The organism is Haladaptatus sp. DJG-WS-42 (assembly GCF_037198285.1).
Lineage (GTDB): Archaea > Halobacteriota > Halobacteria > Halobacteriales > Halococcaceae > QDMS2.
Genome location: NZ_CP147243.1, coordinates 385,962 through 406,387 on the forward strand (window position 1 = coordinate 385,962; position 20,426 = coordinate 406,387).

The following is a 20,426-nucleotide window of genomic DNA, read 5'->3' on the forward strand; positions in this document are numbered from 1 at the left end:
GTTTCATGCGGTAACTACCCGGTTGACGTGGCGCACATGACGCCCGTAGACGACCTCTGGTTTCTCGCCTCAAAAGCAGACCAAGCCGCATCACAGGCCTATTACCAATTGTCTGAAGCCCACGACGAGTACACCGAACACACCCGAACCCACCGCGTCTCGCGCAACCGGTTTCGGACGCTCGCCCGGCGAATCAACGAGACAGGCGCACCCTACGGCGCACACACCATCGTCTACCAGCCGTGTGGGAAACTCCTGCTCTGTCGCCACGAAGGCGTCGACATGTGGGTGCTCCCCGGCGGCGGCGTCGACCCTGGTGAATCGTTCCACGAGGCCGCCCACCGCGAACTGGAAGAAGAAGCCGGTGTCGAAGCTACCTACGACGGGCTTGCGCTCTTGACCCGCATCCACCTTCGTTGTGGAAGCCACGGAACGTGGGGCGTCCTGCCCGTGTTCGCCGCGAGCGCGGACACGACAGCCCCGACGGTGAGCGACCCTGATAACGATATTTCGGCTGCAGAATGGTTCGACCACCTGCCCCCAGACACGCGCGACCGCGACGATCTCGTCAGCTGGCGCGAGCGATCACTGTCCGTGTGATACGCCGTCTCTGTCCTCTGCTTTCATCCGCCTGAGCGCCGCCACCGCGTTCGAGGCGTCGTAGCCGAAGTAGACGTTGTTCGCGTAGGCGTCTGCGACATCCGTCGCGTGGATGAGTTTGTCGATGTCCACGTCCACCGCGTACAGTTCGACGCTAAACGGCGTCGTGAGCAGGTCGAGAAAGCCAGTGACGATGATTTCGAGCCAGTAGGTCGTCGTGTACGCCATATCGTAGAGCGGGATGACGAACTCATCGACGTGTTCTTCGAGCGCGTCAAGGTCGAGCCCCGCCCGGCGGTAAAGATGACCGGGATACGGGTCAGGATACAACGTCAGATACACCTTGCCCGGAATCCGTGCGGCGGCTTCGGCGACGAACTCGGTGATAACCGACGCGCGCCACTCGTTTCGGTCGTCGTAGTCACTTGCTTCGAACAGCCGGTTGCACCGGTCACAGCGGCAGTAGCCCTCGCGCGGGAAGCCAACGTCGTCTAAGCGCACGTCTCCGTTCTGCTCGACACAATCATCGATGATTTCGAGCAGTCCGGCGCGATACTGCTCGTTGGTCGGGCAGATGTACGCCCAGTCGAAATACGGTTGGTCGCGGGTGGCGAGGTCGCCCGCGTCATTCACCGGGACGAGGTCGGGGTTGCCGTTTGCCGCGGCATTGTCGCCGAAACACGAGACCATGTTTATCGCGTTCGGGAGCGGGGCGGCGGCCCGGCCAGTCACGTCTTTCACTTCGTAAAACCCGCGGTCGAACTCGGTCAACTCGACCTCTGATGCGTTGCGTGTGACGACGCCGAACATACCCGAGGGTAGGCGGGTAGCGGGGTAAGTGATTCGAAAACAGTGGGCGTCTACTTCTTCGAGACGAGTTTCACGAGCAGTACGACGGCGATGAGGGCGAGCAGGAATTTGAATTTTCGAGCCATACCACGATATTCGTGGAGATGACCTAAAATTGTTCGGGCGCCAGACGCCCGCGCCGCGTTAGTCGTCGCTGATGTGTGCGGCGATGTTGTCCCGGACGATGGTCTCGCAGTAGTCACAGCGAACTGCGTCGTCGAGGACGGTAAAGCGCGTGTTCACCGGTTCTCGCTCGTTAGTGATGCACGACGGGTTCGGACATTCGAGGACGCCTTCAACGGAGTCCGGGCGCTCGACGCGGTGTTTGCGCTGGACTTCGTAGTCGCGGATGATGTTGATGCTCGCCATCGGCGCGATGAGCGAGATGACGTCCACCTCGTCTTGGCTCAGTTCGCGGCTCTCGACTTTCACGATGTCCTTCCGGCCGAGGCGGTCAGAGGGGACGTTCATCCCGACGCTCACGGCCTCGCCCGTAGAGCCGTCGATGCCGAGGATGGCAAGCACGTTCAGCGCCTGCCCGCCGGGGATGTGGTCGATGACAGTGCCGCTCTTGATTTTGCTGACGCGAAGTTCGTGGTCACTCATTGTCTAACATCATGTCGAGCAGCGCCATTCGGACGGGAATCCCGTTGTGAGCCTGCTCGAAGTAGTTTGCAAAGTCGGTCGCATCGACGTCCGCAGAAATCTCATCAACCCGTGGGAGTGGGTGCATGACGATGAGGTCATCCTTGGCCGCTTCGAGGAGTTCTGCGTCGATTTGGTACTGGCCTGCGACGGCGCGGTACTCGCTCTCGTCGGGGAACCGCTCGCGCTGGATGCGCGTGACGTAGAGCACGTCGAGGCTCGGGAGAATCTTGTCTAGCTCGGTGTGCTCTTTGACGTTCGCTCCGGCTTCGTGGAGGTCGTAGCGCACCCGACGCGGGAGTTTCAGGCTGTCTGGGCTGATGAAGTGCTGGCTCGCATCGACCTGCGTGAGCGCGTTTGCGAGCGAGTGGACGGTTCGCCCGTATTTGAGGTCGCCCATGATGCCCACGGTGAGGTCGTCGAAGCCAACGTTTTTGCGGATGGTGTAGAGGTCGAGCAGCGTCTGGGTGGGGTGTTGGCCCGCGCCGTCTCCAGCGTTCACGAGTGGCACGTCTACGTACTCTGCGGCCATGGTCGCAGAGCCCTGACTCGGGTGGCGAAGCACGATGCCGTCGGCGTAGCCTTCGATGACGCGAACGGTGTCTGCGAGCGTTTCACCTTTTTTGACGCTTGAGGCTTCGATCGAGCCCATGTCGATAACGTCGCCCCCGAGGCGTTTCATCGCCGTCTCGAAACTGAGGCGCGTCCGGGTACTGGGTTCGTAAAAAAGCAGTGCGAGGAGTTTGTCGGTGTGTCGGTCGGCGAACGCCGCCGGGTTTTCATCGATTTCGGCGGCATGGTCGAGGACGGCGTCGATGTCCGCCCGCGACAGTTGTTTCGCGCTGACGAGCTGGTCGGTCCACATCATCTAGAGGGCGAACGCCAGCACTCTTGAAACTCCCGACACCTCCCGAAGCTTCATGTCCGATGGCGGGGCCACCGACGCCATGCTCGCCGTTGCCGGAGGCAAAGGAGGCTGTGGAAAAACAACGACAACACTCGGACTCGCGGGTGCGCTCGCCCGCGCTGGACGCGACGTGGTCGCCGTGGACGCAGACTGTGCGATGCCAAATCTCCACGAACTGGCAGGCGTCCCCCGCAATCCCGGCCTTCCGGCGCTCGAAACCGATTCAGTGGAAGCGGCGAGCCACAGCTATCCTGAGAACCCTCGCGTCAGAATCGTCCCCGCTGGACCACCGAAGAGTGACTGTTCGCTCACTCGTGCGCTCATGAACCTTCCTGCCTCCCACGAAACGCTCCTCGACTGTCCGGCTGGAGCGGGGCCTGCTGCCGCTGGGCCGCTCCGCGTCGCAGACCGGACGCTGCTCGTCTCGACGCCGAATCCCGCGAGTCTCTGTGCTGCCGTGAAAACCGCGGCGATGGCCCGCGCGCTTTCGGCCCCGCCGATTGGCGTCCTCCTCACACGTTGTGAGACACCGCCCGCAGGCATCGGACGGCTCTTTGACTGCCCGGTACTCGGCTGTATCAGTCTCCCTGCTGACAGTATTTTCGAGAATCGGCAGACTGTAACGGAATTTGATACACTCCTCGGGCGAGGAGTTCTGGGGAACATTTAATTCGATACGGTCGCTACACGAACGTATGTCGAAGCGTCTGCCAACAGGAATCGACGTGCTCGACCGGAAGCTCGGCGGAGGCATTCCGGCAGGGAGCATCGTCGCGCTGACCGCACCGCCTGCGAGTCAGGCAGAGCTGTTCCTGTACGAGCTGACCGCCGGACGGCGGACGCTGTATCTCACCCTCGACCGAACCGAGCAGTCGGTCGCAGACAGCATCGTGGGGAGTTCTGCGCGCACCGGCAAGCCCACGATTCGCTACGTCTCGGGCGACGCACCGCTCGACCGGGCTGGTCAGATGGTGAAAAGCCTGCCCGACGAGTCGAACCTCATCATCGACCCGATAAACATCTTAGAAGAACAGGAAGCCCCGCGCTACCGGAACTTCCTGAACGAGTTGCAAAACCACATCTACAACACTGGCGGCCTCGCCGTCGTCCACGGGCTTGAAGGGCGAAACGTCCCAGCCCTGCGGGATACGACCGAGCACATGGTGGACGTGATTTTCCAACTCGAAACGAAAATTCAGGGCGACCAAATCGTCAACAAACTCGCCGTGCCGAAGTTCCGTGGCGGGGCCGCGCTCCCCGAAACCATCAAGCTGCAGCTTTCAGAGCGTGTCGCTATCGACACCAGCCGCGACATCGCATAGGGCCGGTTTCTCAGTTCCTTGCTTGCTGACACAGCCGCGGCTCACCGGCTAGAAAATGGAAAAACGGGAGCGACTTATTCTTCGTCTAAGTCTTCGACGAGTTCTTCTGCGTCGATGTCGGCGTCTTCGAGCGCGTCTTCTAAGTCAGCGCCGCCTGCGCCGCCCATGCCGCCCATCATACCGCCCATGCCGCCCATCATGCCGCCGGAGCCGTCGATGGTCTCCTGGATGATGACGCGGTCTAAGTCGAGACGGTCCATGATCTGCTGGGCAATCTGCTGTTTCTGGAACATCCACTGCTGGTTGAACGCGAGCTGTGGCGTGGACTCGATGTAGAGGGTCTCCTTCTCGACGGTTTCGAGTTCCGTCTCAGGCTCTGCGTCCTCGTCGTCGTCATCAGACTCGACGACAACTTCCTCTTCGACCTCGTCCGTCTGAATCCAGAGTTCTAAGTCAGCGTCGAGGTACATCCCGAGCAGCCCTTCTGCCTGCTCCTCGCGGTCTTCGACGACGCCGAGCACTTCAAACTCGTACTCGATGGCTTCGCCTGCGAGTGGGTGGTTGAAGTCAACGCGAGCGCGCCCGCCGATGATGGTCTCGACGTGGCCGTGCTGGCCGTCGATGTCGACGTGGCCGCCTGGGTAGCGGTCGTCTTCGGGGATTTTCGAGGCGGCGACGGTGCGGACTTCGGACTCGTCGTACTCGCCGAACGCTTCTGCGGCGGGGACGGTCACGGTGCCGGTGTCACCGACTTCGCCGCCGATGATTGCCTCTTCGACTGCGGCGAAGATGTGGCCTGCGCCGAGGACGATGGTGCGTGGGGCGAACTCGCCCTGGTCTGCGACGCCCTCTTCCTCTGCGATTTCTTCGTCCGTCGTGTCGACGAGTTGGCCGTCTTCGACGGTTCGGGCGGTGTAGGCGAGTTTGATGAAATCTCCGTCTTGGAGTCCGCCTTCCTCAGCCTCAGCCTCCTCCGCTTCGACTTCTTCTTCGACGTCTTCCGGTTGCTCGGCCTCCTCGGCCTGAGGTTCTTCACTCATACGTCAACGGACAGTCGTTGCACCCTTAAGAATCACGTTTCTCGCGCCCGAGAGATACCCACGCTTTTTGGCGGGGAACTCCTGTCTCAGCCCATGTACGAGGTTGAAGTCAAAGTTCGGGCAGCCCACGACGCCGTGCGCGATAAACTCGCCGCGCTTGGCGCGACGGAAGTTCGCACCGTCACGCAAGCGGACACGTACTACAACGCGCCCGACCGGGACTTTGCTGAAACCGACGAGGCGCTGCGCATCCGCCGAGAGCAGACCGACGACAACACCGTGTCGAAAGTGACCTACAAAGGCCCGCTCGTCGAAGAACACTCGAAGACACGCAAAGAAGCGGAAACGGTCGTCGAAGACGGCGAAACGATGGACCGCATCCTCACTGGGCTCGGCTACGACGCGACCGCGACCGTCGAAAAGCGCCGCCAGTTCTTCTGCGTCGATGGCTACACGGTCACCTTAGACGACGTAACCGGTCTCGGAGAGTACGTCGAAGTCGAGACAGAAGTTGCAGAAAATATCGAACCGGCCCGCGAAGGTGTCTACGAACTGCTCAGAACCCTCGATCTCGACCCAGACGCACAGATTCGCACGTCGTACCTCGGTTTGTTGCTCGAAGCGAATAACCACGAGTAATTATTCACCCGCCTGAGGTTTTCGGAAGTTATAGAAACGCCCGAACTGAAAGAAGTCCAATGACAGTACGCAATATTCGCGTCGAGCCAATCGACCGGCGCGCGGTCGAAGACCAGGAGGTCGAGATTGTCGAGCGAAAGGGCATCGGTCACCCAGATTCTATCTGCGACGGCGTCGCCGAGGCAGTGTGTCAGGCACTCGCAAACGAGTACTTAGAACGCGTTGGAAAGGTGCTCCACTACAACACCGACGAGACTCAACTGGTCGCCGGAAACTCGGAGCCAAAATACGAGGGTGGCGAGGTTATGAACCCCATCTATCTGCTGATTGTGGGCCGTGCGACCAAGGAGTACAAGTACAAGGACGACGAGGGCAAAAAGCAGACGATTCACATCCCAACTGAGAAAATTGCCCTCGGCGCGGCCCGCGACTATCTCTCTGCGCACTTCCCCGAAATCGACGTTGGAACGGACATCATCGTTGACGTGAAACTCGGTGAAGGCTCGGGCGACCTCCAATCCGTATTCGGTGAAGAGGACGCGACCATCCCGATGGCCAACGACACCTCCTTCGGCGTCGGTCACGCGCCGCTCTCCGAGACCGAAACCATCGTTCTCGAAACCGAACGACACCTGAACGGCGTCTACGGCGCAGACCACCCTGAACTCGGGCAAGACATCAAGGTGATGGGCAAGCGCGAGGACGACCACATCGACATCACCGTCGCCGCCGCGATGGTGGACAAGTATCTCTCAGACTTAGACGACTACATCGAGGCAGTCGAGAACGTCCGCGAGTACGTCACTGAACTCGCAAGTGAGTACACAGACCGCTCGGTAGAGGTGTACGTGAACACCGCCGACGACTACGAGAAAAAGTCAGTCTACCTCACCGTCACCGGCACGTCCGCAGAGATGGGCGACGATGGCTCGGTCGGCCGCGGCAACCGCGCGAACGGCCTCATCACCCCGAACCGCTCGATGTCGATGGAAGCGACCTCCGGGAAGAACCCCGTCAACCACATCGGGAAAATCTACAACCTCCTCAGCACGCAGATTGCAGAGGCTGTCGTCGCAGAGGTTCCCGGCATCCGCGATATGCGCATCCGCCTGCTTTCACAGATTGGCCAGCCAATCGACCAGCCACACGTCGCAGACGCCCGCCTCGTCACCGAGGAAGGTGTGGAACTCGAATCCATCGAGGACGACGTGAGCGAAATCATCGACCAACACCTCGCAAACGTCACCGACATCACGCGACGGGTCATCGACGGCGAGCTTTCGACGTTCTGAGTTTCGAAGGCGATAGGCGTTTATTCGCCCACCAATCACGTTCTTTTATGAATCCACCGGGAGCGGACACGGTTCTCGTCAGGTACGGCGACATGGGGGTGAAAAGTCCGCAGGTGCTCGGCCGCATGGAGCAGATGCTCTGTGACAACATTCAAGCGTTGCTCGACGACCGAGCAATTGCGGGCACAGTACGAAAAGAGCACTCCCGACTGTTTATCGACACCACCGAATCCTCCGTGGACGACGCCACCAACGCCGCGTGTGACGCTTTTGGCGTGGTGTCTGCAAGCCCCGTCACCATCACCGAACCGACGATGGACGCGATGGAAGCGGCTGTCGTGGAAGCCTCGCGTGAAGTCTACACTGGCGGTGCATTCGCCGTGAGCGCCCGCCGCGCAGGTGAGAAAGACGAACATCCGTTTTCTTCTGAAGACATCGAACGACAGGTCGGGGCGGCCGTCTGGGACGCCACCGAAGCCCGCTTCGAGCCGGAAGTTGACTTAGAACAGCCCGATTGCGAGTTGTTCGTGGAGTGTCGCGCAGACCACGCCTACGTCTACGTCGAAAAGCGCGCCGGGCCGGGCGGCCTGCCCCTCGGAACCCAAGACCCCGTCGTCGCGCTCATCTCCGGCGGCATCGACTCGCCCGTCGCGGCGTGGGAACTCATGAAACGCGGGTGTCCCATCATCCCCGTCTACTTCGACTTCGAGGAGTTCGGTGGGGTTGACCACCAAGCCCGCGTCGTAGAGGCTGTCGAGACGCTCTCGCGCTACGCCCCGAATCAGGACATGCGCCTGCGGATGGTTCCCGCCGGGAAGGTCGCCCGCCTGCTCGTCGACGAACTCGACAACACGCGGATGCTCTCGCTTCGCCGCTTCATGTTCATGGTCGCAGAGCACGTCGCCCGCGAGGAACACGCCGTCGGCATCGTCACGGGTGAGGCAATCGGCCAGAAATCGAGCCAAACAGGCGCGAACCTCATGACCACGACGGCGGCGACGAGCCTCCCGGTCTATCGCCCGCTCGTCACGATGGACAAGCCAGTGATTGTCGAACGCGCAAAGGAATTGGGCACGTTCCACACCGCGAACATCCAAGCCGGGTGCAATCGCGTCGCGCCGAACCGCCCGGAGACCCGCGCCAGCCTCGCACAGGTCGAATCTGCAGAGCCAGCAAACCTTCCGGAACTGGCCGTCGAAGCCGCGAAGTCGGCAACGCGCGTCTATCCGCAAACAACGTAATCGCTTTACGACGCCGTCAATTCGGTTTCACTATGACGCAGGTGTGTATCGTCGGGTCGCCGGAGGTTGAGCTTCGGTACGAACTGCTGTCGCGGGACACCGCCCGCGAGGCGCTCTCGACGTACCGACTGCACCAGCCCTACGCCAACTCGATTGCCGTCGATACGATTTCTCTCGGCGCAGCCGTCTCGTTGATGAACGACCTGAACTGGTATCTCGTCCGCTTCGCCCAGTTGACGCTCGTAACCGAACCGAGCGTCGCCGAAGACGAGTGGCTCTCACGGAAACTCGCCCGTGCCATCCGAGACGGGAGCATAACGCGCGAGCAGTCGGCCGAGTTCGTCCACATCTACGGGGTGAAAGACGGCGAACTCGTCGAACCGCTTGCTGTCGAACGCGACGGGGAACTGCCAGACTACGACAACACTGCGGTTGACGATACCGTCGTGGTACGGGTCACAGAAGCCGAATTTTAAGTCAATTTCTCTCGAATCGACGCCGAAACCGCTTCGAATGCGGTGGCTGCGCAGTCTACGTCGTCAGCGAGACTCAAAAATCCGTGACAGAGCGACGGCTCATGATGGTGGCGGACGTCAACTTCGGCCGCGGTCAATTGGGCTGCGTAGTCGAAGCCGTCGTCACGAAGCGGGTCGTGACCAGCCGTGACGATGACGGACGGGGCGAGTCGTTCGAACTCGGAGGCGGCAAGCGGCGCGACGAACGGATGCAATGCGTCAACGGGGCTTCGCACGTAGTGGTCGAAGTAGTGGCGCACGTCTTCGGTTTTGAGCAACGGTCCGTCTGCGTTTTCCACGTACGAGCCAGCATCGAACTGTGCGTTGAGAATCGGGTAGAGTAGGGCGTGGACGGCGAGGTCGTGTCCATCCTCGCGGGCCCAGCGCGCGACGGCCGCGGCGAGGTTGCCACCAGAACTCGAACCGACAATTCCCACGCGACTGGCATCACCGCCGAGCGCGTCGCCGAACTCCGTTGCCCATTCGAACGCGGCGTAGGCGTCTTCTAACCCGGCAGGGAACGGGTGTTCGGGCGCGAGGCGGTAGTCCACGGAAATGACGAGCGCGCCGACGCGCGCGGCGAGATTTCGACACAAGTCGTCGGCTGAATCGAGCGTCCCCATCGCCCAGAGGCCGCCGTGGTAGAAGACGAGAATCGGTGGCGTTTCGGCGGACGTGTTCGGGTGGTAGGTGCGAATGGGAATCGTGCCACTTCCCGCTCGCCGGTCGATGCCGAACGCTTCGATACGCGCGACTTCCGGGCCGCCGCCCGCAGAGAATAGGTCGTCTTCGAGCCGGCGGGCAGCCTCGGCCGAGAGGGCGTGCCACGGCGGAATCCCCATCGCTTCGATGTCTGCGAGGACATCGGCCAGTTGAGAATCGAGAGCGGTTCGTCTGGACATGAGCAAACCGACAAAGAGTGACAGTGTAAACGTGACGGCAGAACGGGGTTAGTCGAACAGCCCCGTCGAAAGATAGCGTTCGCCGCTGTCGGGGAACACTGTGACGACGAGCGGGCAGTCTGCGTCCGGCGAGCCACCGTCGGCCGCGGCCTCGCAGTCCACATCTTGTCTCGCAATCCGCGCTGCAACCTGACGCGCGGCGATTGCGGCCGCGCCGGACGATTGCCCCACGAGAATCCCCTCCTCGCGGGCGAGTCTTCGACACTCGACTTCCGCCTTTTCGAGTGGGACGGTCACAACCTCGTCAAGCAGGTCTACGTCAAGCAGGTCGCTGACGAAGCCCGGACCCATTCCCTGATAGTCATCGTTACCCGGTTTGCCCGTCGAGAGGACCGCGTTCTTCTCGGGTTCGACGGCGATGACGTCCATGTCGGGAAATTCCTCGCGCAGTCGCGTCGCGGTCCCGGTGATGGTGCCGCCCGTCCCGACGGCCGCGACGAACGCGTCTACGGTCCGGTCGCCAACGTCTTCTAAGATTTCTGCTGCCGTCGTCTGGTAGTGAGCGTCCGGATTGGCTTCGTTCTCGAACTGCCCGAGTTGGACGTAGCCTTCCTGCTCGGTGAGCATATCTGCGTGGTCGCGGGCGTCGGTCATCTCGCCTTCGACGAGTTCGAGATTCGCGCCGTAGGCGTTCATGAGCTGGCGGCGCTCTTTCGACTTCGAGGCGGGCATGACGATGGTGAGGTCGTAGCCGAGAGCGGCACACGCGAGGGCGATGCCGATGCCGGTGTTGCCGCTGGTCGGTTCGACGATGTGTGATTCGGCATCGAGCACACCGGCCCGTTCTGCGGCTCGAATCATGGAGATGGCCGGTCGGTCTTTGGCAGAGCCGCCGGGGTTAAACGACTCCAGCTTGGCCGCGATAATCGAGCCCGGTGGGGAACGAATCCGAACGAGCGGTGTCCCGACAGTATCGAGAATACTGTCTTTCATTGTACCCACCTACGGAACGGGCGCTTATACCGATGATGGACTCGGCCAACATGACTGACCGTTCGTGACGGAGCGTGGTCGTCCATGCACAGCTGCTCTCGTCGAACACCAGCCGTAATTCGGTAATAACCACCGTCGACCAGCCGTTTATTCCCCAGATAATAATGGCAGGGTACCGAATAGACAGACGTGTCCCCGTTAGTTGGCGACAACCGCTCACCGGTCGGCTAACGGGACGTAGCAGACGGCACAGAGACAAATCGGCTTCGCCACAGGGAGTTCCCTGTCGCGTGGCAAGGGATGGTGGTGCACCCACATCGTCATCACATCCGTGCCACCACCTTTCCTGCAAACGGTGTCGCTCCTGAAGCGCCGAGTCTCATCCGTCTCTTTTCGCGCCACTCATCGTCGGATTCGACCGCTCAATCGAGTGACACCGCCGCCTGCGCTTCCGACTGGGGAACCACGCGGCGAAGCTGTGACAAAAGGAACGCAAGATACACGCGCTCTGCATCTGCCACGCCATTGAGACTGACGACGGGATTCACGTCAACGACCATCGGGACTGGCCCATCGAGTACGTCAACTTCGAACAGGGAAAGCCCCGTGAGCGCCGCAATACGGTCGGTGAGCGCGATGAGCGGCGCCGTTGCGTTGAGTTCGCGCGCTACCACGCCGCGCCCGGTTCCGAGTTCGACCACCCGTATCGCCGACCCAACACGATACACCTTCAGGTGGCGCGCCTTCGGGAGATACTGCTGGATGAGTCGTGTGCCGGCGAACGTGGGTGATTCCTCGAAGAACACGTCGTGGTCGTGGGCGGCCGCATCCGTTTCGTGGAGCGTTTTGACAATGACCGGCGGTGGGAGCGTCACCTCGCTTGCGGGTCCATACTGGTACGTCGGAACCGGAACTCCACCCTGACTGAGCACGTCAAGTGTCGCCACGCGGTCGCTCGTGAGCGCGACGCTGAACGGTGGATTCAGGGTTGGAATGCCTGCGTGAGCCGCGCGGTGTAAGTCACGAAGTGAGGCGTCTCGTCGCTTTGCAAGGTGGTAGAAGTCGAAGCCGCACGTGTCAAGGTCGGTGTGGTCGGTGGTTGGGTCGAGGAGGGTGACCGTGACGCTGTCCGCAAGGCTCCGGAACACCCGCTGTTTCGTCTGGTCTCCACCCGTTTTCCAGTACGAAATTCCCACATGCGTCACAACGCTCTCAGTAATACGGTGAGTGGCTTAGCGTTTTTCTGAGCGCACACTGACTGTCCAGAATCGAGATACATACAGCTATTGTGCCAACAATAGATTTTAGTGAAATCCCGGAGGAGACCGACCGCATGGCAGTCGTGAGTGGGGAAAAACCGCCAAGGGCGCCACAGGTATCATCGATTCAGAGGAAGACTTGTGCTATCAATCGACACGATAGGAACGCTTATTCTCCCCGCATCTAACTCACGGGCAAGCCGCATGACCAGCCGGGAACTCCCCCAGCACACCAGTCGGCAGCCGCCCGCCCACACCCTCGACGACGCAGGCCCGCTGTTCGCCCGTTTCGCCCGTCCACGTACCGACACACAGACCACGCTTGCGATTATATCTGACGTCCACCTCTCGACTCGTGAGTCCGGGAGTTGGAAGGTGTATCATCGCACCGAACAACGCCTGCAAACCGCCATTGTGGACATCAACGCCCGCGACGTAGACGGCGTCGTGTTCACTGGCGACCTGACCGAAGATGGTGAGATAGGGGATTTCGAGCGCGTCGCAGCGCTGTTCGCAGACATCGACGCGCCCGCCGTCGCCGTCCCCGGGAACCACGACGTGCCAAAGGACTTCGACCAACACGACGTTGCCACCCTCGACTGGTTCGAGGAGACGTTCACGCCCGGTGGCCTCCCCTTCCGGACGCGCATCGGTGGCGTAGATGTGATTGGCCTTGACTCTGCTTCTGGCCCGAACGAGTCGCTTTCTGACACCCACCAGGGACAGATTTCAGCCACGCAGCTTGCGTGGCTCGATGAGGTACTCGATGAAGCGATTTGCCCGCTCGTGGTGATGCACCACAACCTCCCTGGGATGCTCGACCTGACCGGCGGCGTCTCGTGGCGCTCGTCGTTCCCGATGCTTGAGTACGACCCGCTCGTCGACGTGCTCGAAGCCCACGACGTGTCGCTCACGCTCTCCGGCCACCTCCACATTCCCGCAGTCGCACAGACTGCGCGCATCAACGAACTCATCTGCCCCGCCCTCTCCTCGTTTCCACAAGGCTACCTGTTGCTCACCGTCGATGAGATGGGAACCACCGTCCGGTACGTGCCCGTCGCAGACGGCGAAGGCGCGTCAGAGGCGTACATGCTCGCCCAAGACTACTCAGACCGCAGTAAGGCAGTCGCAGAGCTCACCCAGTTCCACCTCGAATCGCTTCCCTTGCACGACGAGTTCGCCTGAATTTGCACTGAGCGCGTTTGTTAAGTGAATCCACTTCGTAGCCGGGCCCATGGAAACGATGTCACCGAATCCCGTCTGGGACGCAGAGTCCTATCCCTCGACCGTCGAGACGTTCGCTGCGCTCGGCGACGAACTCACGATTCGCGTCTGGGGCGGCGATTGGTGTGGCGACTGCCGCAATCAACTCCCCGACTTCGCCGCTGCGATGGACGCCGCGGGCGTCCCCGAGGAGAACATCCACGAGTACCCAGTCGATAACGACAAAAACGGCGAGCTCACCGAGGAGTACGGCATCGAGTACATTCCAACCATCGTCATCGAACGCGATGGCGAAGAAATTGCCCGCTTCGTCGAACGAGAACCACAGCCTGCGGCCGTCTACCTCGCAGACCGCCTGCAAGAGACGCTTTAATCCACCTGATAGAAGTTCGATTTCTCTCTGTGTCGCTCGACTTTTGACGGCTCCCGCGTTCTCACGATCACAACATCATACAGTTGGTCTGCAGAGACCATGCTCCCAACGCTCGTCAGACTTGAGACGAGTCGTCCGGCGTTTTCGCTCCCGATGAACACCATCGACGCCTTCTCGTTTTTCGCAATGCGGCGCAGGGCAAGCGCAATCGTCCCCGACGTGGCAAAGCGGCCAACGGTCTCGTGGCGGAAATCCGCACTCGGCGCAATCTTGGTGACCTGTTTGTGCAGTTGAGAGACTATCGTCTCTACGTCGAACTCCTCGCCTGGCTCAACCCACCCGTGTGTGTTGGCGTACGAGAAATCATCCTGCGGGATGATGCTCACCGCAACGACGCGCTCGTTCAAAACCTTCCCAAACTCCGCTGCTCGAATCAATGCGGCCTCTGCAAGCTTCGAGCCGTCAAACGGCACGACAAACGTCATTGGTGACACGTTAGGTCGAACCAACAAAACTCCATGGGGGCGTTAGGTATCCGGTCGAAGCTGTTCTGCCCACGAAAGCGCTTCTTCGATGTCCGTCTGCGGCGGCGAGCAAGTGAACGACCGACAGACGTAGACGGTCGGTTTTTCCGCTTTCTGGGTGCGCTCTGCCCAGATTGGCGGCACTTCTTCGAGGCTTAATTCGCCCAACCACGCCTCCAAAGCAGTCTCCGTTGCGGGGCGACGCGAGAGCAGCAGACTCGGAACGTACGTGCCAGCAATGTGCTCACGCCACGTTTCTGGAAGCACATCCGCCACGACGGTCACTTCAAGGTCGCCCGTCGCGAGACGGTCTGCGGCGAGCGCGAGCGTGCCGTACTGGAGCGGATTCGCCTGAATCTTCGCAGAATGAGTTTCGACGACGCGCTCTGCCTTCTCGGCAAAGTTCTCCGCAGGGGCGAAGTGCGCAAGCGACTGGAACAGGTCGAGGGCGACGCCCACACTCGATGGCGTTGACTGGTCGCCGAGTTCCTGTGGCCGGGTGACGAGGGCTTCGCCGGATTCGGGGGTGAAATAGAGCGTGCCGCGCTCGTCGTCCCAGAACTCACGGTCGATGGCGCGAGCCAGTTGCAGGGCGAATGCGAGATGCGCCACATCGCCCGTTGCCTGATAGAGGGAAACCGCACCGCGTCCGAGGAAGGCGTAATCTTCGAGATAGCCATCGCCTTTCACGTCGCCGTCTTTGTACCGACGAGAAAGAGTCTGGGTTTCCTCGTCCCACAGATGGCGACGGACGAACGCGAGAGCGCGTTCTGCGGTGTCCGTGTACTGGTCTTCGAGGATGAAGCCACCCTCTGCGAACGCGGAAATCATCATCCCGTTCCAGCTTGCGAGCACCTTCTCGTCGCGTGCCGGACGGACGCGCTCGGAACGGGCTTCGAACACTTGCTCGCGGGCGAGGTCGATTTGTTCTTCGACTTCGGCTTCGCTCAGGTCGTACTTTTCTGCGATAGCTTCGATGCTCTTTGCGAGGCCGAGGACGGTCGTTCCCTCGAAGTTGCCGCGCTTCGTGACGCCAAAGCGGTCGATGAAAATGTTCGCCGCTTGCTCGTCTGAAACGGCGTCTCTGACCTGCGCGCGCGTCCAGACGTAGAACTTGCCTTCCTCGCCCTCGCTTTGGGCGTCTAACGTGCTGAAAAAGCCACCCTCGTCGTGGGTGAGTTCGCGCGAAACGAATTCGAACGTCTCGCGTACGACGTCGGCGTAGCGCTCGTTGCCGGTCACCTGATAGCCAGCAAGGAGGGCGCGGGAAATCTCGGCGTTGTCGTAGAGCATCTTCTCGAAGTGGGGAACCGTCCACGTCTGGTCGACGACGTAACGGTGGAAACCGCCGCCAGCGTGGTCGTACAGCCCACCCGAAATCATCGCATCCAGATTTTCGAGTGCGACTTCACGGTAGGCGTCGCGGCCGGTGCGCTCTGCGGCGCGAAACAGCAAGTCGAGGCGCGTGGTTTGGGGGAACTTCGGGCCGCTGCTGCCGAAGCCGCCGTACTCGCGGTCGGCACCCCGGAGCGCGGCGTTCGCGGCCGATTCGAGGTGGTCGGAGCCGGGAGCCTCGCCGGGTTGGTCGGGGACGGATTCGAGTTCGTCGGTGAGCGCCGCCGTCCACTGGGTCGCTCGGTTCTCCATTTCTTCGCGGTCGTGTTCCCACGAATGAGAGATGTTGTCGAGCAAGTCGAGAAAGCCCGGCATCTGGCCGCGCGGCTCTTTCGGGAAGTAGGTTCCCACGTAGAACGGTTTGCCCTGCGGGGTGAGCCAGACAGAAAGCGGCCACCCGCCGTGGGCGGTCACGAGCTGCCCGATGGTCTGGTAGATGCGGTCTAAGTCCGGTCGCTCCTCGCGGTCAACTTTGATGGGCACGAACTGCTCGTTCATCAACTCGGCCACCTGCTCGTCCTCGAAGCTCTCTTCTTCCATGACGTGACACCAGTGACACGCCGAGTAGCCAATCGAGAGGAAGATGGGCACGTCGCGCTCGCGGGCGGCGGAAAGGGCGTCGTCGTCCCACGGCTGCCAGTTCACGGGGTTGTCCGCGTGCTGTCGGAGATACGGGCTTTCCTCTTCCGACAACCGATTGCGTCCGGTGGGGTCGTCCATATCTGACGTACTGACTCCGGACACGTAAAAGGTCGAAGTTAGGTGCGATTCACTGTGGAAAGGGTACGAAATTAGCTACGCGGTTTCAGTATGGTGTTCCCCGCTTGCCTGCGCTTTCCCGCGATAGTAGAGCCAGAACAGGACGGCGAGCGTTATCGGAAAGAAAACGATGGCGACGAGCGCCAGTCCCGGAACCAGCAAGAAGAGCGCGAACCACTTCCACGAGATGAACGTGTCACGAGACATACAATCCAGTTCAGTTACTGGCCGTGAGTAGTTTGTGGTGACTGTTCTGAAATCTGATACAGTTATCTCTCTGAAGCGTTTTGGATACGTATGCGCCGGAATGCACAACCAAACGTCAGTTGGCTTCTCACACACGCCAAATACATCGCCGCCATCATCTTCGTCGGCTATTTTGCCGCACTCATCGTCGGGGAACTGTTCTCGATTATCCCACCGCTTCGTGGCCTTGGCTCCACGCTCGCGGGGACGCTTCAGTACACGGGTGTCGTCACCGCCGTCCTCTACGTCCTCTCGGTGAATCGGACGGGAAGATAATACACGTTCGTGGATAGTTTTCGTGTCCTGAAGAGCAACCTTTACACTCCTATGCGCAGGGTATTCGGATATGACCGAGACTATCCTGCTGGTCGGTGGCGGCGGCCGCGAACACGCCATCGCCCGCGCCCTCGCGCCCGACGTGAATCTGTACGCCTGTGCGAGCAACCGCAATCCCGGCATCGCGCGCCTCGCAGACGGGTTCGAGTCGCTCTCTGAGACCGACCCGGAGGCTATCGTCGCCTACGCTGAGGAGGTTGGCGCGACTGTCGCCGTTGTCGGTCCCGAGGCTCCGCTCGCGGCGGGCGTCGCAGACGCGCTTGATGAGGCGGGCATCTACGCTTTCGGCCCGCACGCCGAGGAAGCACGCATCGAGACGGACAAAGCGTTCCAGCGCCGGTTCATGCGCGATGCAGGCATTCCCGGCTGTCCCGACTTCGAGACGTTTGACGACGACGAGGAAGCCTGTGCGTTTATCGACGACTACGACGGCGACCTCGTGGTGAAACCGGCTGGCCTCACCGGCGGCAAAGGCGTCGTCGTCATGGGCGACCAAGTCGATGCGGAGGGCGCAAAGGAGTACATCCGCGAGAACGACTACGACCGCATTGTTTTGGAAGAGCGCCTCATCGGCGAGGAGTTCACGGTGCAAGCGTTCGTGGCGAACGGCGAGTTCCGCGCCACGCCCGCCGTCCAAGACCACAAGCGCGCTTACGAGGGCGACGAGGGGCCGAACACCGGCGGCATGGGGAGCTACTCGGACGCAACGTGGGCACTTCCGTTCATGACAGAGGGCGACTACGACGCGGCGCTCGATATTCTCGACGCGACGGTGTCCGCACTGGATGGGTACAAGGGCATCCTCTACGGCCAGTTCATGCTCACGACGGAAGGGCCGAAAGTCATCGAGTTCAACGCCCGGTTTGGCGACCCCGAGGCGATGAACACCCTGCCCGTCCTCGAAACCAAGTTCGTGGACATTCTCACCGCCGCCCGCGACGGCGAGGACCTGCCGGAACTCGCCTTCGCCGCACAGGCAACGGTGTGCAAATACGCAGTTCCCGACGGCTACCCCGAGAATCCGACGGCGGGAACCAAAGTCGAGGTTGACGAAGAGAGCGCCGGAGACGCCCTGCTCTACTACGCAAGCGTAGACGAGCGCGACGACGGCATCTACACGACCACGTCGCGTTCGTTCGCGCTCGTCGGCGTCGCGGATACGATTGCTGAGGCCGAAGAAATCGCCGAGGATGCGCTCGCCGTCGCTGGCGAAGACGGCCTCCACATCCGTCATGACATCGGGAAGGCAGACTTAGTACAACGAAGAATCGACCACATGGAAGAACTCCGCAGGTAGTCCAACCCGCCACAGCACACGGGCCGGGAAGCGCGTCTCGTCGCGCGACCCGGGGAAGGGTTGGCGTGCAAGCATTCACCGTGGCTCGTGATTCGTGCGGTCTTGGTAACCCAACAAACACACCGTTCTCCGTAAACGCGGTTCCTTTTAGCGCCACGCCGCCTACACGACTCCAGTGACTGATTCAGAGGTACCCGAAGACCCCCCTGAACCCGAACATGCGTCCGAAACCACAGCAGACGAGACGCCCGACGCCCTCGATATAGACGAGTTCTACGACGTACTCGAAGACCGGGGCCGCCCCATCGTCACCGCGAGCGAAGTCGCCCGGTGGCTGAACACCTCCCAAGCCGAGGCCAGCGACGCCCTCGCCGCGCTCACCGGAGATGGCCGCGTCGAATCGCTCGACGTGGAAACTGACCCGGTCGTCTGGTATCCCCGCGATTGGAAGGAGACGACGAACCGCGAGCGTGTCGTCCTGTTCCCGAAACGCCGTGAGGTGGTCGTAGACCATCCCTCGCAGTTCACCCGCGCCCAGCTCACGCAGTTCGCCCACCTCGTCGAAACCAACCGAACCGGCGGCTACGTGTACAAACTCCGCGAAGAGGACATCTGGCAGGCCCCCTACGACAGTTTAGACGACCTCTTGCGCACGATGCGCCAAGCGTTTGGCGAGCGCTCGCCCCATCTCGAAGAGTGGGTCGAAAGCCAGTGGGAGCGGGCCCGGAAGTTCCGCCTCTACACCCACGAAGACGGCTACGTCGTCCTCGAAGCAGGCAGCGCAGACTTACTCGGCAACGTCGCCCTCCCGAAACTCACGAACGGGGAGATTCGCGCCCGCATCTCTGACGAGGAGGCGTGGGTTGCGAGCGAAGCGACCGCCTCAGTCAAACGCACCCTCTACGAGGCGGGTTATCCCGTACAGGACGAACGCACCTTAGAGGAGGGTGCCGCCCTGCCCCACGACCTGCACCTGCAATTGCGCGACTACCAGCAAACCTGGGTGACGCGCTTTCTCGAAGCCAAATCCGGCGTGCTCGTCGGGCCACCGGGAAGCGGGAAAACCGTCGCTGCGCTTGGCGTGATGGCCGCCGTCGGCGGCGAGACGCTGATTCTCGTTCCGGGTCGGGAACTCGCCGCCCAGTGGCGCGACGAAATCCTGCTCCACACCACCTTAGAACCGGACCAAGTCGGCGAGTATCACGGCGGAAAGAAAGAAATCAGACCCGTCACCATCGCCACCTATCAGACGGCGGGGATGGACCGCCACCGAATGCTATTCGACGAACGACGCTGGGGGCTTATCGTTTATGACGAAGTCCACCACATCCCGAGTCCAATCCACCGCCGGAGTGCAGATTTACAGACGCGACACCGCCTCGGCCTCTCTGCGACGCCCATCCGCGAAGACGACAAGCAACAGGAGATTTTCACGCTCATCGGGCCGCCAATCGGCACCGACTGGGGGGCGCTGTTCGAGGCGGGCTACGTCGCAGAACCGGAGGTGGAAATCCGCTACGTGCCGTTCGTGGACGACCTCGGCGTGAACGAGTACGGCAGCGCCGATGGCCACGAAAAGCGCATGATTGCCGCCTCTAACCCGGCGAAGGTTGCGGAAGTGCGGGCGATTCTCGGCGAACACCCCGGCGAGAAGGCGCTCATCTTTGTCGAGTACTTAGACCAAGGCAAGCAGTTGAGCGAAGAACTCAACATCCCGTTCGTGAGCGGCGAAACCCCGCACGCAGAGCGCAGACGGCTGTTCTCACAGTTCAATACCGGCCCGCGTGACGCGCTCATCGTCTCGCGGATTGGCGACGAGGGAATCGACCTGCCCGAAGCGTCGGTGGCCATCGCCGCCTCCGGCCTCGGCGGGTCGCGGCGGCAGGGCGCACAGCGTGCTGGACGAACCATGCGACCGATGGGCAACTCCCGGATGTACGTGCTGGCGACACGCGGAACTGCGGAGGAAGATTTCGCCCGCCAGCGCATGCGCCATCTCGCGGCGAAAGGCGTCCGCATCGTCGAAGCCGAATCGAGCGCGTGGGAGTAGGTTCAAATCCCTCACGGG

General features: G+C 61.4%; 22 protein-coding genes. 12 read left to right on the top strand and 10 right to left on the bottom strand.

Annotated elements, in window-relative coordinates:
* The first annotated feature begins 36 nt into the window (after positions 1-36).
* Entirely contained in the window at positions 37-600 is a 564-nt protein-coding gene (locus V5N47_RS02055; protein WP_338729190.1) for an NUDIX domain-containing protein, read from the top strand.
* Here the strand turns inward: V5N47_RS02055 and V5N47_RS02060 are convergent.
* The 3 genes from V5N47_RS02060 to pyrB all read right to left on the bottom strand — a co-directional run bounded on the left by V5N47_RS02060 (position 586) and on the right by pyrB (position 2,959).
* A complete protein-coding gene (locus tag V5N47_RS02060) occupies positions 586-1,410 on the bottom strand; it encodes a hypothetical protein (protein WP_338729191.1) in 825 nt (274 codons plus the stop codon). The two genes, V5N47_RS02055 and V5N47_RS02060, sit on opposite strands and share 15 nt — an antisense overlap.
* 183 nt (positions 1,411-1,593) lie before the next feature.
* Positions 1,594-2,055 (bottom strand): aspartate carbamoyltransferase regulatory subunit, encoded by a 462-nt coding sequence (gene pyrI, locus V5N47_RS02065; protein ID WP_338729192.1) that lies wholly within the window; start codon positions 2,053-2,055, stop codon positions 1,594-1,596.
* On the bottom strand, positions 2,048-2,959 hold the full coding sequence (pyrB, locus tag V5N47_RS02070) for an aspartate carbamoyltransferase (RefSeq protein WP_338730325.1): 912 nt from the start codon (positions 2,957-2,959) through the stop codon (positions 2,048-2,050). Before pyrB ends, pyrI begins: the two co-directional genes overlap by 8 nt.
* 55 nt (positions 2,960-3,014) lie before the next feature.
* Here pyrB and V5N47_RS02075 point away from each other — a divergent pair, with 55 nt between their 5' ends.
* Positions 3,015-3,671 (top strand): P-loop NTPase, encoded by a 657-nt coding sequence (locus V5N47_RS02075; protein ID WP_338729193.1) that lies wholly within the window; start codon positions 3,015-3,017, stop codon positions 3,669-3,671.
* Between the two features lie 25 nt (positions 3,672-3,696).
* Entirely contained in the window at positions 3,697-4,323 is a 627-nt protein-coding gene (locus tag V5N47_RS02080) for a transcriptional regulator (protein ID WP_338729194.1), read from the top strand.
* 74 nt (positions 4,324-4,397) lie between these two features.
* Here V5N47_RS02080 and V5N47_RS02085 read toward each other — a convergent pair whose 3' ends face one another.
* Entirely contained in the window at positions 4,398-5,363 is a 966-nt protein-coding gene (locus V5N47_RS02085; RefSeq protein WP_338729195.1) for a peptidylprolyl isomerase, read from the bottom strand.
* A 93-nt stretch (positions 5,364-5,456) separates the two neighbouring features.
* On the opposite strand from V5N47_RS02085, the gene cyaB reads away from it, so the two are divergent.
* From cyaB to V5N47_RS02105, 4 genes are read left to right on the top strand one after another with little or no spacing between them, the layout of a single operon-like run.
* Entirely contained in the window at positions 5,457-6,002 is a 546-nt protein-coding gene (cyaB, locus tag V5N47_RS02090; protein WP_338729196.1) for a class IV adenylate cyclase, read from the top strand.
* 59 nt (positions 6,003-6,061) lie between these two features.
* Complete coding sequence (locus tag V5N47_RS02095; RefSeq protein WP_338729197.1) at positions 6,062-7,294, top strand: methionine adenosyltransferase; 1,233 nt, start codon at positions 6,062-6,064, stop codon at positions 7,292-7,294.
* 47 nt (positions 7,295-7,341) lie between these two features.
* Complete coding sequence (locus V5N47_RS02100) at positions 7,342-8,535, top strand: tRNA sulfurtransferase (protein WP_338729198.1); 1,194 nt, start codon at positions 7,342-7,344, stop codon at positions 8,533-8,535.
* Positions 8,536-8,567: 32 nt separating this feature from the next.
* Positions 8,568-9,011, top strand: a complete 444-nt coding sequence (locus V5N47_RS02105) for a DUF5804 family protein (protein ID WP_338729199.1) — start codon at positions 8,568-8,570, stop codon at positions 9,009-9,011.
* Here V5N47_RS02105 and V5N47_RS02110 read toward each other — a convergent pair.
* The 3 genes from V5N47_RS02110 to V5N47_RS02120 form a co-directional block, all read right to left on the bottom strand.
* Positions 9,008-9,952, bottom strand: a complete 945-nt coding sequence (locus V5N47_RS02110) for an alpha/beta hydrolase (RefSeq protein ID WP_338729200.1) — start codon at positions 9,950-9,952, stop codon at positions 9,008-9,010. The genes V5N47_RS02105 and V5N47_RS02110 overlap by 4 nt on opposite strands.
* A gap of 48 nt (positions 9,953-10,000) precedes the next feature.
* Entirely contained in the window at positions 10,001-10,945 is a 945-nt protein-coding gene (locus V5N47_RS02115; RefSeq protein WP_338729201.1) for a PLP-dependent cysteine synthase family protein, read from the bottom strand.
* Between the two features lie 422 nt (positions 10,946-11,367).
* Positions 11,368-12,150 carry a hypothetical protein gene (locus V5N47_RS02120; RefSeq protein ID WP_338729202.1) on the bottom strand — a complete coding sequence of 261 codons (783 nt, stop codon included), beginning with the start codon at positions 12,148-12,150 and terminating at the stop codon, positions 11,368-11,370.
* Between the two features lie 258 nt (positions 12,151-12,408).
* On the opposite strand from V5N47_RS02120, the gene V5N47_RS02125 reads away from it, so the two are divergent.
* Together V5N47_RS02125 and V5N47_RS02130 are read left to right on the top strand one after the other, a co-directional pair.
* The gene (locus V5N47_RS02125; RefSeq protein WP_338729203.1) at positions 12,409-13,389 is read left to right on the top strand and encodes a metallophosphoesterase; all 981 of its coding nucleotides are present in this window, start codon (positions 12,409-12,411) and stop codon (positions 13,387-13,389) included.
* Between the two features lie 49 nt (positions 13,390-13,438).
* Positions 13,439-13,801 carry a thioredoxin family protein gene (locus tag V5N47_RS02130; RefSeq protein WP_338729204.1) on the top strand — a complete coding sequence of 121 codons (363 nt, stop codon included), beginning with the start codon at positions 13,439-13,441 and terminating at the stop codon, positions 13,799-13,801.
* Here V5N47_RS02130 and V5N47_RS02135 read toward each other — a convergent pair.
* The 3 genes from V5N47_RS02135 to V5N47_RS02145 form a co-directional block, all read right to left on the bottom strand.
* Complete coding sequence (locus V5N47_RS02135) at positions 13,798-14,286, bottom strand: universal stress protein (protein ID WP_338729205.1); 489 nt, start codon at positions 14,284-14,286, stop codon at positions 13,798-13,800. The two genes, V5N47_RS02130 and V5N47_RS02135, sit on opposite strands and share 4 nt — an antisense overlap.
* Before the next feature lie 42 nt (positions 14,287-14,328).
* Positions 14,329-16,440 carry a thioredoxin domain-containing protein gene (locus tag V5N47_RS02140; protein ID WP_338729206.1) on the bottom strand — a complete coding sequence of 704 codons (2,112 nt, stop codon included), beginning with the start codon at positions 16,438-16,440 and terminating at the stop codon, positions 14,329-14,331.
* A gap of 75 nt (positions 16,441-16,515) precedes the next feature.
* The gene (locus V5N47_RS02145) at positions 16,516-16,686 is read right to left on the bottom strand and encodes a hypothetical protein (protein WP_338729207.1); all 171 of its coding nucleotides are present in this window, start codon (positions 16,684-16,686) and stop codon (positions 16,516-16,518) included.
* Between the two features lie 90 nt (positions 16,687-16,776).
* Here V5N47_RS02145 and V5N47_RS02150 point away from each other — a divergent pair, with 90 nt between their 5' ends.
* The 3 genes from V5N47_RS02150 (at position 16,777) to V5N47_RS02160 (ending at position 20,408) form a co-directional block, all read left to right on the top strand.
* Positions 16,777-17,001 (top strand): hypothetical protein, encoded by a 225-nt coding sequence (locus V5N47_RS02150; protein ID WP_338729208.1) that lies wholly within the window; start codon positions 16,777-16,779, stop codon positions 16,999-17,001.
* 70 nt (positions 17,002-17,071) lie between these two features.
* Positions 17,072-18,358 carry a phosphoribosylamine--glycine ligase gene (purD, locus tag V5N47_RS02155; RefSeq protein WP_338729209.1) on the top strand — a complete coding sequence of 429 codons (1,287 nt, stop codon included), beginning with the start codon at positions 17,072-17,074 and terminating at the stop codon, positions 18,356-18,358.
* A 262-nt stretch (positions 18,359-18,620) separates the two neighbouring features.
* A complete protein-coding gene (locus tag V5N47_RS02160) occupies positions 18,621-20,408 on the top strand; it encodes a DEAD/DEAH box helicase (RefSeq protein ID WP_338730327.1) in 1,788 nt (595 codons plus the stop codon).
* Positions 20,409-20,426: the final 18 nt, after the last annotated feature.

What these genes read in the sequence shown, in the direction of transcription:
- V5N47_RS02080 (WP_338729194.1), top strand. Translation starts at nt 3,697, where the DNA reads ATGTCGAAGCGTCTGCCAACAGGAATCGACGTGCTCGACCGGAAGCTC.
- V5N47_RS02105 (WP_338729199.1), top strand. Translation starts at nt 8,568, where the DNA reads ATGACGCAGGTGTGTATCGTCGGGTCGCCGGAGGTTGAGCTTCGGTAC.
- V5N47_RS02055 (WP_338729190.1), top strand. Translation starts at nt 37, where the DNA reads ATGACGCCCGTAGACGACCTCTGGTTTCTCGCCTCAAAAGCAGACCAA.
- pyrB (WP_338730325.1), bottom strand. Translation starts at nt 2,959, where the DNA reads ATGTGGACCGACCAGCTCGTCAGCGCGAAACAACTGTCGCGGGCGGAC.
- cyaB (WP_338729196.1), top strand. Translation starts at nt 5,457, where the DNA reads ATGTACGAGGTTGAAGTCAAAGTTCGGGCAGCCCACGACGCCGTGCGC.
- V5N47_RS02110 (WP_338729200.1), bottom strand. Translation starts at nt 9,952, where the DNA reads ATGTCCAGACGAACCGCTCTCGATTCTCAACTGGCCGATGTCCTCGCA.
- V5N47_RS02075 (WP_338729193.1), top strand. Translation starts at nt 3,015, where the DNA reads ATGTCCGATGGCGGGGCCACCGACGCCATGCTCGCCGTTGCCGGAGGC.
- pyrI (WP_338729192.1), bottom strand. Translation starts at nt 2,055, where the DNA reads ATGAGTGACCACGAACTTCGCGTCAGCAAAATCAAGAGCGGCACTGTC.
- V5N47_RS02095 (WP_338729197.1), top strand. Translation starts at nt 6,062, where the DNA reads ATGACAGTACGCAATATTCGCGTCGAGCCAATCGACCGGCGCGCGGTC.
- V5N47_RS02140 (WP_338729206.1), bottom strand. Translation starts at nt 16,440, where the DNA reads ATGGACGACCCCACCGGACGCAATCGGTTGTCGGAAGAGGAAAGCCCG.
- V5N47_RS02115 (WP_338729201.1), bottom strand. Translation starts at nt 10,945, where the DNA reads ATGAAAGACAGTATTCTCGATACTGTCGGGACACCGCTCGTTCGGATT.
- V5N47_RS02125 (WP_338729203.1), top strand. Translation starts at nt 12,409, where the DNA reads ATGACCAGCCGGGAACTCCCCCAGCACACCAGTCGGCAGCCGCCCGCC.
- purD (WP_338729209.1), top strand. Translation starts at nt 17,072, where the DNA reads ATGACCGAGACTATCCTGCTGGTCGGTGGCGGCGGCCGCGAACACGCC.
- V5N47_RS02145 (WP_338729207.1), bottom strand. Translation starts at nt 16,686, where the DNA reads ATGTCTCGTGACACGTTCATCTCGTGGAAGTGGTTCGCGCTCTTCTTG.
- V5N47_RS02100 (WP_338729198.1), top strand. Translation starts at nt 7,342, where the DNA reads ATGAATCCACCGGGAGCGGACACGGTTCTCGTCAGGTACGGCGACATG.
- V5N47_RS02135 (WP_338729205.1), bottom strand. Translation starts at nt 14,286, where the DNA reads ATGACGTTTGTCGTGCCGTTTGACGGCTCGAAGCTTGCAGAGGCCGCA.
- V5N47_RS02150 (WP_338729208.1), top strand. Translation starts at nt 16,777, where the DNA reads ATGCGCCGGAATGCACAACCAAACGTCAGTTGGCTTCTCACACACGCC.
- V5N47_RS02130 (WP_338729204.1), top strand. Translation starts at nt 13,439, where the DNA reads ATGGAAACGATGTCACCGAATCCCGTCTGGGACGCAGAGTCCTATCCC.
- V5N47_RS02060 (WP_338729191.1), bottom strand. Translation starts at nt 1,410, where the DNA reads ATGTTCGGCGTCGTCACACGCAACGCATCAGAGGTCGAGTTGACCGAG.
- V5N47_RS02085 (WP_338729195.1), bottom strand. Translation starts at nt 5,363, where the DNA reads ATGAGTGAAGAACCTCAGGCCGAGGAGGCCGAGCAACCGGAAGACGTC.